Origin of the sequence: Archangium sp., from assembly GCF_036388035.1 — a bacterium.
Lineage (GTDB): Bacteria > Myxococcota > Myxococcia > Myxococcales > Myxococcaceae > Archangium.
This window is the reverse complement of sequence record NZ_DASVSO010000342.1, coordinates 1-11,217: the sequence shown is the minus strand read 5'-3', so window position 1 is coordinate 11,217 and position 11,217 is coordinate 1. Positions and strand designations below refer to the sequence as shown.

General features: G+C 70.5%; 8 protein-coding genes. 3 read left to right on the top strand and 5 right to left on the bottom strand.

From position 1 onward, the window contains the following. From VF697_RS14055 to argC, 4 genes are all read right to left on the bottom strand, one after another. The coding region (locus tag VF697_RS14055) for a hypothetical protein (RefSeq protein WP_331095165.1) at positions 1-4,341 on the bottom strand (4,341 nt) is incomplete at its 3' end. A gap of 352 nt (positions 4,342-4,693) precedes the next feature. Next, complete coding sequence (locus tag VF697_RS14050) at positions 4,694-5,416, bottom strand: YebC/PmpR family DNA-binding transcriptional regulator (RefSeq protein WP_331095163.1); 723 nt, start codon at positions 5,414-5,416, stop codon at positions 4,694-4,696. Positions 5,417-5,498: 82 nt separating this feature from the next. Further along, positions 5,499-6,347: an acetylglutamate kinase gene (gene argB / locus VF697_RS14045; protein ID WP_331095161.1), complete on the bottom strand. Its 849-nt coding sequence runs from the start codon at positions 6,345-6,347 to the stop codon at positions 5,499-5,501. Beyond that, the gene (gene argC / locus VF697_RS14040) at positions 6,344-7,408 is read right to left on the bottom strand and encodes an N-acetyl-gamma-glutamyl-phosphate reductase (RefSeq protein WP_331095159.1); all 1,065 of its coding nucleotides are present in this window, start codon (positions 7,406-7,408) and stop codon (positions 6,344-6,346) included. The genes argB and argC overlap by 4 nt, the downstream gene beginning before the upstream one ends. 210 nt (positions 7,409-7,618) lie before the next feature. On the opposite strand from argC, the gene VF697_RS14035 reads away from it, so the two are divergent. Then, entirely contained in the window at positions 7,619-8,131 is a 513-nt protein-coding gene (locus tag VF697_RS14035) for a GNAT family N-acetyltransferase (protein WP_331095157.1), read from the top strand. Positions 8,132-8,136: 5 nt separating this feature from the next. Here the strand turns inward: VF697_RS14035 and VF697_RS14030 are convergent, their stop codons facing one another. Next, a complete protein-coding gene (locus tag VF697_RS14030; protein WP_331095156.1) occupies positions 8,137-9,531 on the bottom strand; it encodes a hypothetical protein in 1,395 nt (464 codons plus the stop codon). A 33-nt stretch (positions 9,532-9,564) separates the two neighbouring features. Between VF697_RS14030 and VF697_RS14025 the strand changes: the two genes are divergently transcribed. Both VF697_RS14025 and VF697_RS14020 read left to right on the top strand, forming a co-directional pair. After that, positions 9,565-10,425 (top strand): hypothetical protein, encoded by an 861-nt coding sequence (locus tag VF697_RS14025; RefSeq protein WP_331095155.1) that lies wholly within the window; start codon positions 9,565-9,567, stop codon positions 10,423-10,425. A gap of 13 nt (positions 10,426-10,438) precedes the next feature. Continuing rightward, a partial coding sequence (locus VF697_RS14020) for a type VI immunity family protein (RefSeq protein WP_331095153.1) occupies positions 10,439-11,217 on the top strand: 779 nt, incomplete at its 3' end.

The window sequence follows — 11,217 nt, the reverse complement described above, 5'->3', positions numbered from 1 at the left end:
CATCCCCACCAGCGTGGCCACCCACCCCACCACCGCGCGCTCGGGGCGCCGGTACACCACCGCCCAGGCGGACGTCATTCCGAAGAGGAGGCAGGCCCCCGTGCCCGGGTGCTTCAAGTCCCTCAGCCCGAAGACGGAGAGCAGCGACAGCACCCAGCCCGCGTGGTGCAGCGCCGCGCCCACGTCGACGTCGCGCTCGTCCAGCCACGTGCCCGCCATGCACAGCAGGAGCCCCGTGCCACTCAGCACCGCGGGCGTCCACAGCGGAGGCACCGCCGCGACGAGCGCCCCGCCCAGCAGCGCGGTCGCCACATTGGCCATCCACCGCTCGCGCGTCACCATCAGCACCAGCGAGGCGAGGCCCGCGAGGAGCGCCACCGTCAGGGGCAGCGCGCCCGGCCCCCGGTCCAACAGGTGCACCAGCACGGGCACCGCCGTGGCGATGGCACCGGCCGCCCAGAGCGGCTCACTCCACGTCTCGGAGATGCCCGGCGACAGGCACGCCGTCAGCCGCATGAGGGTGCGCTGGATGCCGCCATGCTGGCACAGCGCCGACAGGAGCGCCGCGCCGAGCGCCACCCCGGCGAAGGTCAGCGCCGACTCCAGCCGCCACTCGAGGAAACCGTACTCGGCCGTCTTGCCCAGCGAGGCACTGGCGAAGGCGAGCACCGCGGCGGTGAGCAGCTCGCGCCGCGAGAGGAGGAAGGCCCCCACCAACAACACCCCGGCCAGCAGGGCGATGGCCCCGGGCGTGGGCGCTTGCAGGAGGATGGAGCATCCGCTGAGCGCGAGCGCCCCCACCACCGTGGTGGGCCGCAGCGAGGTGTCCGCCGGCGTGCGGAAGAAGGCCCACAACGTTCCAGGCCGGTGGTGCGTGAGGAGGCCGAGCGCCAGCAGCAGCGCGATTGCCGGCAGGTGGAGCGGGAAGCAGAAGAGCAGCAGGCCCACCCCGAGCCCCACGCGCACCGAGGGCCTCGGCCCAGGCATCAGCACGAGGGAGGCGACGAGCAGCCCCATCACCCCTGGCTCGGCGTGGGTCTCCGGCACCAGCACCACGCCCACCATCATCAGCGAGCCCTGCATCCACATGGACAGCTCGCGCGCCGACTCGTCGTCCGTCTTTCCGAGCAGGAGGTTGCGCGCGGCCGGCAGGTGCTCCACGGCCCGCACCACCCCGAGCGCGAGCAGCGGCAGCAAGGTCGCCCAGGGCATGGGCTCGCGCGAGACGAGCACGACGACGAGCGCGAACAGCGGCGCGAGGCCCGCGAAGAACGGGAAGCGGTTGGCGCGCGTCCACAGCAGGGGCAGCAGCACCGCCCCGGCGAGCACCACCTGGGACTCCGGCCCCCGCACCTTCAGGCACGCGAAGCCCAGAAGGGACAGGGCACAGAGGCTCGCCACGAGCGCGTAGCGACGCTCCCCGGCGAGGACCCGGAAGGCCGTGCGGGACAGCTCCAGCAGCGCGAGGACGCTCAGGAGCGTGGCCAGGGCGAGCTGCCGTAGGGCACCTTGCTGGAGGATGTCCAGGCTGGCCAGCAGGGTGGCGGCGACGATGCTGACGGACGGGTGCAGCGCGCGCGCGGTGAGGAGGGCCGCGAGCGCCGCGCCGAGCAGCAGCGGGTAGGGCTGCTCTCCCCGCGCCGAGCCAACGGCCACCAGGGGATAGAGGAGCGCGACGAGGCCCGCGGTGAGGGTGCTCGCGCTGCGACCCCAACGCGCGGCCGTCACCGAGGCGCCCAGGGCCCAGAGGACGAAGAGGGCCACGGACAGGGCCGGCGTCATCCACGGCCAGACGGAGAAGGCCCCCACGCGAGGCAGGAGCGCGAAGCCCGTGAGGATGACCGCGAGCGGGCGCACCTGGGGCGAGGTGTGCGAGGCCACGGCCACGGCCGCCGCGCCCAGGAGCACGATGACGCCGAGCCAGGGAAGCTGGAGGGTGAGGCCCCAGAGGAAGGCCAGGAGGGCATATGCGATGCCCGGCCAGCCGAGCAGTCGCGCCCGGCCCCCGAGCTCACCGAGCGCGGCGAGCCCCAGCGCCGTGAGGGCGAGCGACAGGGGGACCAGCGATGGATCGACGAGGCTGGCGAGCTTGGGCACCACGGCGGCGGCGGCGAAGGCCGCGGTGGCGAGCAGGTAGGGGTTGGCGAGGTTCCACGCCACGAGGAGCGCGGCGACGCCACTGAGCACCAGGCCCACCAGGGCCGACGCATGCGGCCCCGCGCCGAGGCCGTAGGTGAAGCCGACGAGGGCGAGCCACCCCACCGCGATGCTGAAGGTGATGCGCGTGCCGCGGGTGCAGACGAGCGACACCCCGGCGAAGCCCAGCGCCACCCCACCGCACACCAGGGACGCCACCGCGGGCCCGAAGAGGATGACGGAGGAGAGCGTGAGGAAGAAGGAGAGCGCGGCGCCGACGACGGACAGGTAGAGCCGCTCGAAGAGCAGCCCGCTGCTCACGCACACGACCAGGAGGGCGAGCGTGGTCCAGAAGGCCGGGCGCTGGTCGGCGCCCATGTGCCCGAGGAGGACGAAGAGCGGACTGGCGACGGCGGTGGAGCGCAGCAGCACCTCGGCGGATGCCACATCCCGCTCCGAGGGCGTCCGCTCGGCGCGAGAGCGCAACCACCCGGCGAGCACCACCCCGCCGATGACGAAGGGCACGGCCGAGAGCGCCCCGTAGTGGAACGGGAGCTTGTCGGCCACGGGGTAGCCGAGGCTGGCCTTGAGCGCGTCGAGCAGGGAGCGCACGGCCCCGGGGACGAGCTGGCTGACGGAGGCGTAGGAGAGGTACGCGCCGGCATAGACGGGGTACAGCCAGCGCACCCGGGGCAGCTCGCCTCGGGAGAGGCCGAACGTGGTCCACGTGAAGGTGGCCGCGGTGAGGAAGAGCGCCGGGGCCAGGCCCGTGCCGGCGAGCACGAGGCAGCCCACCTGGAGCGCGGCGACACCCACGGAGAGCGGATCCGCGGCCTCCTCGGGCTCCAGCTCGCGGAAGCCGAGGCAGGTGGCGAGCAGGAAGGCGAGGAACGGGGCGTAGCTGCCGAACGCGGGGGGCACCCCGGCGGAGGAGAGGGCCAGGTGCAGCCGCACCATGTAGAGCAGCAGCAGGTAGAGGGGCGCGGCCAGGGCGAAGGCGACTGCCTTGGCGCTCCGAGGCTCGGAGACGGGCTTGCGCGCGAGGACGAAGAAGAGGGCGCAAGGCAGCACGTCGAGCCAGAACGCGGGCGCGCCGAGCCGGGCGAAGAGCGTCGCCACCCCCATCATCAACGTGGTGCCGAGCAGGGCCACCTGGACGTAGGGCCGGGACGGGACGTCGAAGGACTCGGCGGGCTTGCGCACGAGCACGGCGGCGCCCACGGACCAGCCCAGGAGCAGCGGAAGGAGGAGCGCGAGCGGCACGCCCTCGAGGCTGAGGCTGTCGAGCGGCCCGAGCGCGACCCCGGCGAACGGCGCCACGGCGGCGCCAATGAGCCCGAGGATGCGACCGGCACCGGCGAGGGCCTCGCGGCGGGCGAGCAGGGAGCCACAGAGGGAGAAGGCGGCGGAGTAGCCCGCGGTCATCCCGAAGACGACGAGCGAGCGCGTGAGGGAGGTCAGCCCGGCCCAGCTATCGAAGGCGAGGTAGAGCGAGCCGGCGACGATGAGGAAGGCACCGATGAACCAGCCGATGCTCTCGTAGAGGAAGGGGCGCCAGACGGTGTCCCAGGTGGAGACCTCCTCGACGAAGCGCGCGGTGGCGGTGCGCACGGGAGGCGCATCGAAGATGGGCTCGGTGGTGACGGGCGGCAGCGGAAGCGGGGTCTCCTCTTCGTCCCGCGCTCCAGACTCCTGAGACTCGGCCTGAACGGACTCCGGGGCCTCCGGCTGAAACGACTCCCGGGCCTCCTGATGAACAGCCTCGGTGAACTCCGGCTGAACCGACTCCCGGGCCTCGGCTTGAACGGCCTCCCGGGCCTCGGCCGCGAGCGCCTCGACGCTCTGCACGGACGGCTGGGATTCCCCCGCGACCTCGAAGACGACCGCGGGAGGCACCACGGCCTCCGCGGGAACGACGTTCGCTGACTCGGCCACCGCGGGCGTGCCCACGGCCTCGGCGGACGCCGGCATCTCGGCGAGGACGGAGAGGAGGATCCGCGCCTGCCGCTCGTAGCGCTGCGCGAGGTAGCTGCGGGTCCCCTTGGGAACGTAGGAGGTGTCCCAGAGCTTCAGCTCATCGAGGAGGAAGTGGACGTGGGCGAGCTCTTGCTCGAGGGCCACGCGAGGGCGCGCGGACATCGGCTGGCCGCACGCGGCGCACCGCTGGCCTCCGAGGCGCTCCTGCCGGCAAGACGGGCAGTACATGGTGGGTCACATCCCTTACAACGCGCATGCCGGGCACGAGGCCCAGGGAAATGAGGAACTTGGCTCTGGGGGTGCCACCGGCCCAACGCACCACGCCCGTGCCCCGCGTGCAGCCTACTGCACATCGCGGCATGGACGTAGGAGGGGGCCCCACTGGGGGGTGGTGAACCCGTCGAGTGGTACGACGGGCTCGAAATGCCCCGGCCCCGCGGTCCCCCGCCTGCTCACCGCACGAGCGGACGAGATCCTCCTCGCCATCGACCGGTGGGACGAGCGGCTCCCCTTCCTTCGGCGCGGCAGGTACCTCGAGTTCCCGGACGAGCCAGGCGCGCTGTCACGGCGCCCGGCCACCTCAGCCGAGGTTGTGGAAGACCCGCTGCACGTCCTCGTCCTGCTCGAGCGCATCCACCAGCTCGAGGACCTCGTGGGCCTTGTCCTCGGGCAATTCGATGAGGGTCTGCGCGATGTACTCGGACTCGGAGGACAGGGGCGTGAGGCCGCGAGCCTCGATGGCGGACTGAAGCTGCCCGAAGTCGTTGAAGGCGCAGCGGATGACGATCTGCTTCTCGCCCTTCTCGTTGCTGGTCTCCCCCATCTCCTGCAGGCCGTGGTCGATGAGGTCCAGCTCGAGCGCTTCGAGATCCACCCCCTCGGGCGCGAGCCGGAAGACGCCCATGCGCTGGAAGAGGAAGCCGACGCTGCCGGTCGTGCCGAGGTTGCCGCCGTAGTCCTTGAAGTGCATCCGGACGTTGGCGACGGTGCGGACCACGTTGTCCGTCGCGGTCTCCACGAGCAGCGCGATGCCGTGCGGCCCGTAGCCCTCGTAGAGGACGACCTCGTAGTCCTGCTGGTCCTGGCCGGTGGCGCGCTTGATGGCGGCCTCGACCTTGTCCTTGGGCATGTTGCCCGCGCGGGCGTTCTGGAGCACGCGACGCAGGGTGGGATTGGTGTCTGGGTTGGCGCCGCCCGACTTGACGGCGATCGCGATGTCCTTGCTGATCCGCGTGAACAGCTTGGCCATCTTGTTCCAGCGGGCCATCATCGTCGTCTTACGGGTCTCGAAAATGCGTCCCACGGCACTGTCCTCCCGGTGAGGGTGGGTTTCACTAGCTCTGCCCGCGCCCCTTTGCAACGGGACGCGGGCGCGACGCGAGCCACTACCCGCGCAGGAACGCGGTGCCCTGACTGCCGGCCTTCTCGGCCTCGCGCAGCACGGCGTCGTCGGGAGAGATGCCGACGATGTGGATGGCCTCGATGCCCTCCTCGAGCATCTCCAGGCTCTCCTCCACCTTGGGAATCATCCCGCCCTGGATGACGCCGGAGGCAATCTTCGCGCGGGCCTCGGCGGGGGTGAGCGTGGGCAGGCGGGTGGACGGGTCGTCCTTGTTGGCGAGCACGCCGGGCACGTTGGACACGAGGAACAGCTTGGCCGCCCCCAGCTTCGCGGCCACGCGGGTGGCCACGGTGTCCGCGTTGATGTTGAAGACGTTGCCCTGCGCGTCGCCCGACAACGAGCCGAGCACGGGGACGAAGCCCGCCTCCGAGATGCGCTGGAAGGCCTCGGTGTTCACGCCCGTGACGTCGCCCACGAGCCCCAGGTCCACCGGCTCCGGGCCCGCGCCGCTCATCACCTTGGGAGGCCGGCGCTTCGCGTCGATGAGCCCGGCGGACATGCCGGTGGTGCACAGGGCGGGCACGCCCGCGAGGCGGAAGGCCGAGGCCACGTCCACGGACACCTGGCCCGCGAGCGACATCTTCATCACCTCGAGGGTGGCCTCGTCGGTGTAGCGCCGGCCGGCGACCATCTTCGGCTGCAGGCCGAGCTTCTTCTGCAGGTCGGTGGCCTGGGGCCCGCCGCCGTGGATGACGGCCACGCGGATGCCCGCGTCGAGGAAGGCGCGCACGGCGGCGCCCACGCTGGCGGCCAGCTTGGAGCGGTCCATGGCCAGCTCGCCGCCAATCTTCACGACGAACCAGCGCCCGCGGAAGTCGGACAGCCCGCTCACGGCCACAGCCCCGGCTCGGCGAGGGTGAGGCGCTCGTCCCAGCCCATCATGATGTTGAAGCTCTGGATGGACTGGCCGGCGCCGCCCTTCACCAGGTTGTCGAGCGCGGAGAAGCACACCACGCGGCGGGTGTTGCCCGTCACGGGGCCGAGCGTGAAGCCCACCTCCACGTAGTTGCTGCCGGACACGCCCACGATTTCGGGCTGACGGCCGCCGCTGACGATGCGGATGAAGGGCTCGTTGCCGAAGGCCGACTTCCACGCGGCGGTGAGCTGCTCCTGCGTGACGGAGGCGGGCACCTCGGCGAACGAGGTGGAGAAGATGCCGCGCGGCAGCGGCGCGGACACGGGCACGAACTCCAGCGACATGTCCTCCTTGCCGCCGGCGATGCGCAGCGTCTGGAGGATTTCGGGGATGTGCTGGTGCTCGAGCGGCTTGTAGGTGCGCAGGTTGGCCGCGCGCAGCGGGTGGTGCGTGGTGATTTGAGGGTTGGCGCCGCTGCCCGAGGAGCCGGTGGCGGCCACGGTGTGGATGGGGCCGGAGAGCAGGCCGGCCTTGGCCAGCGGCATCACGCCGAGCGCGATGGTGGTGGCGAAGCAGCCGGGGCTGGCGATGTAGCGCGCCTTGCGGATGGCCTCGCGGTTGAGCTCGGGCATGCCGTAGGTGAAGGTGCCGTCGGTGAGCATCTGCGGCGCCGGGTGGTCCACGCCGTAGTACTTCGCGTAGGCGGCCGCGTCGCGCAGGCGGAAGTCACCGGACAGGTCGACGATCCGCACGCCCGAGTTGATGATGTCGAGCACCACCTTGGCCGTGGTCTTGTGGGGCATGGCCAGGAAGACCACGTCGGCGCCGGCCACGGCCTGGGCCGGGGGCATCTCCTGGAAGGAGAGGTCCGTGAGCCCGGCGAGGTTGAAGTGGACGTCGCCCACCTTCTTGCCGATGTTGTCCACCGCCGTGACGCGGACCACCTCGACGTTGGGGTTGAAGAGGAGCCGGCGGAGGATTTCGGCGCCGCCGTAGCCGGTACCACCGATGAGGACTGCCTTGACCTTGTTGGCCATGTGCTTTGTCTCCGGGAGGGACTTCCTGGGCGGGTGTATAGGGGCGCCCCGACCGGGAAATCCACCACGCCGAGCCCCTGACGCGGCGGGCCATGGGGCCCTGTCTCCTCCGCTACATGGACGGGAGGGACTCACACTCGGGGTATGAGCCACCCGGGCCACCGGAGAGCACTGGCCTCGGGGCGGGCGCTGTGGAACGTTGCGCCCACCATGAGCACGGAACTGAAGCTGCGCCCCATCGAGCCGCGAGACGACGCGGCGGTGGCGGCGGTCATCCGCACGGTGATGCCGGAGTTCGGAGCGAGCGGGCCGGGATTCGCCATCCACGACCCCGAGGTGAGCGGGATGAGCGCGTCCTACGGACGCTCGGGCCGCGCCTACTGGGTGGTGGAGGACGAGGCGGGCCGGGTGGTGGGCGGAGGCGGCATCGCGCCGCTGGACGGCGGCGACCCGACCGTCTGCGAGCTGCGGAAGATGTACTTCCTGCCCGAGGCCCGTGGACGCGGCGTGGGCGAGCGCCTGCTGCGCCAGTGCCTCGCGTTCGCGCGGGAGGCGGGCTACCGGACCTGCTACCTGGAGACGCTGGCGGGGATGGAGCAGGCGCAGAAGCTGTACCGCCGCCTGGGCTTCCAGCCGCTGCCGCGTCCCATGGGCGCCACGGGCCACTTCGGGTGCGATCGCTGGTACGCGATGGACCTGCGGGGGGTTGAGCCCCGGTGGTAGAGGCTTCAGGGCAGCTCGCCCTGGCCCGCGAAGGCACGCAGCCACAGGTGCTCGTTCCGAGCCCTGGGCTCGCAGGACTCCTCCTGCAACGAGACCAGGGGCCAGCGGTAGTAGGCCGCCTGCTTCAAGGCATCCTCCCACCGCCCCAACTCCCCCCAGGCGGCGATGCAGGCCTCCCGGCTCGGGACGTGCTGCGTCAGCTCGGAGCCGAACATCTGGAGCCGCAGCCCCATGTCCAGCTCCCGGTCCGAGCGCTGCTCGCGCAGCCGCGCTCCCACTTCCCACAACAGCCGACCCATCCACCGCTGCTCGTCCTCGGTGAGGTGCGCCTTGCTGGCCCTGGCCCGAAGCACCAGCCACGTGCCGAGGAAGACCCCCTGGGAGAGTGAGGCCATCAACCAGGCATGGTGGCCGGGCGCGAGCAGCAACCCGTCGAAGCTCGCCCGCATCTCCAGGAAGAACTGCTCACTTGAGGGCTGCTTCCACTCGGGCAGCTCGACGAGCTTCCCGAGTGCCTCCAGGTCACGGCGCTCGAAGGGAGCCTCGAGCGGGCTGCCGGCCAGGAAGGAGACCAGGGCGAGCTGGAGGGACCGGGGGGACGACCCGGCGAGTTGCCCGAGCCGCTCCTCCACGGAGGGCAGCAGGAACTGGCGCAGCGGCGCTTGCGCTTCGAACGCGTAGAGCTGCTCACGCAGCGCCATGAGAAGTGGCACCGAGGCGCTGGCGCGAACTTGCGCGAGCACCCACTCCTGGCGCGGCTCCGCCAATGTCGGAGCCAATACCGCCAATGGGAAGCGCTGGGCCTCGGTGGCGGCCTCCCAGGCGAGTCCGGCCTCGGCGAGCAGGAGATTCCACTCCAGCGGCTGGGGAAGCAGGGCGCTGTCGCGGAAGTCCGGCCGTCCGAGCGCATTCCAGGCGTCGAAGAAGGCATGGCGCCAATCGGCCGCGCGGGGCCGGCGTTCCGCGAGTTCCCGCAGCAGGCACGCCTCTGGAGTGTCCCGCATCGCGGACAAGCCGAGGAGCCATCGCACCCGGTTCTCATCGCCTCTCTCCATGGCCAGACATGCGCTCAGCAGCCGAGCCGGCCGGTTGGGCGTGGAGGATTGGATTATCGGTTCCAGCCAGACCCCCGCGTCCGGGTGGCCCGAGAAACAGCCCAGGGCGGACGCCTGAATGAACGGATCGGCCCAGGCCCGCCGGTCGGCGTCCACCCCCGCGCGCCCCTGCCGTCCACCGAGCCACTCGGAGGCGGCCCACCCACCGCCCACCGCGGCGGGCACCAGCCCCAGGGCCCAACGCAACACCCGGCGGCGAGGCCAACGTTGCTTGCGTCCTCCAGCCACCTCCGGCGGCGGCTCGCCACCCGGACCCGCCACTCCGTCCTCGCTCGCTGTGCTCATGGGGCCTCGATCCTCCACGCTATCATGAGCACCATGCGCCCTCCCTCGAAGAAGGGGCACCCGCGGCTCCTGGTGCTCCTGGCCGTGCTCCAGGCGGGGTGTCTGGCGGAGTCGGAACTCGTCGACGTGGCGGGGAAGTGCGGGCCTCGAGACCTGACGCCCGAATGCTGTCTCAAGCAGTGGCCCGGCCAGTGGGAGCGCTGTACCGGCTCGTCCGAATTGGTGGACGGTTCCTCCTCCCTGGGGATGAAGGCCGCAGCCGCTGGTACAGCGGTCGCCATGGCGGTGGCGGTGAAGCCCCAGATCGACTCGGCCGAGCGCCGGGGCGTGGAGCTGGCCGCGGACCTGCTCACGAAAGTCGAAAAGGCCATCGCGCAATGCACACGTCGGGCAGATCGCGAGGTCAACGACTACCATTTCGATGGCAGGAGCCCGAGCCGGGAGCTCTGCAAAGAGGTCAAGGTGGGCGACCAGATGACGTGGGCCGCCTACCTGGGACTCTTCAAGCACGAGCAGGCCTGGCCGTGCCTGCGTGAGGCGCTGGACAAGCTGCTACCCGGGCGCTACCGGCTCCACCCCCGCTTCCGGCTCGACGAGCGGACCGGCCAGTGGGAGTTCCTGGATGAGCAGCAGGTGAAACAGATTGTGTCGGAGCAGGGATGGAAGGGCCTGACGGGCACCATCGAGCCGGACATCATCCTCATGGATAAAGAGGGCGTCATCGTCCGCGTGTACGATCTCAAATTCCCGTGCCCGGAGACCAACCATGCACGGTGGGAAAGATACAAGGGGGGTCGCTGGCACGATGAGACACAGAAGCAAGTCTACGAAGGAGTCCTCAAGATAACCCCTCAACTCGTCTCGCCACGGCAGGGGGTAGAGCCAATCAGGTAGAAAGGAGGATCCCATGCGATATCCGAGGCTTCAGCATCACAACACGCGCGGCTGGCTACGCGCGAGCGATGCCTTGCTCATGTGCTTCTACATGCAACATCCCAACGAGCGGATCGCTCCCGCCGTTTTGCGAGCCCTGGATCTCATCCGTGAACGGATACACCCCTACCAACTCGCCTGGTATGATGCAGGTGAGGGGCAAGCCGAGCCACTCGACGAGCCCGTATGGGAAGAACTCCGCAAGCAAACATTGGAGCCAGGGCCCGACACGGGTGCATTCGTGGTATTGGAGGACAAATCCGCGACAGTGGATAGTCTCCGCGTGGATTATAGAGGGTTGTCGATCGTCCCCTCTCCCTGGCCAGACCGTAGGGATGACGTGAGCGTCCTGTACCTGCGCCTGCCCACGGCGTTCCTGGAGGAACGGGGCCCGGAGCAGGTCCGTGCGCTCGCCCTCGAACTGGCGGCGGAGCTCCCCTTCAACTCGGGCTACGTGGACTTCGTCCTCTGCTCGGACACCTGGGATTTTGGTGAAGCCCTCAAGCTCATCCACCCCCGCTACCCGGGAGTGCACCTCGCCTCGAACGAGGCCAACCTCACCATGAACACCTGGGTGGACGGGGTGCATTGGATGAACTTCCTCGGGCAGCCGGTGCTCGGGAAGCTCGGCGGAGTGGCCGCACTGCGCGAGCGTCTGGCGCTCCCGGGCCTCTCCCTCCAGGAGATGAGCGGAGACCGGGTGCTCGTCACCCTCGGCGAGCAGCCAGAGCCAGGCGATATGGAGACGGGCCA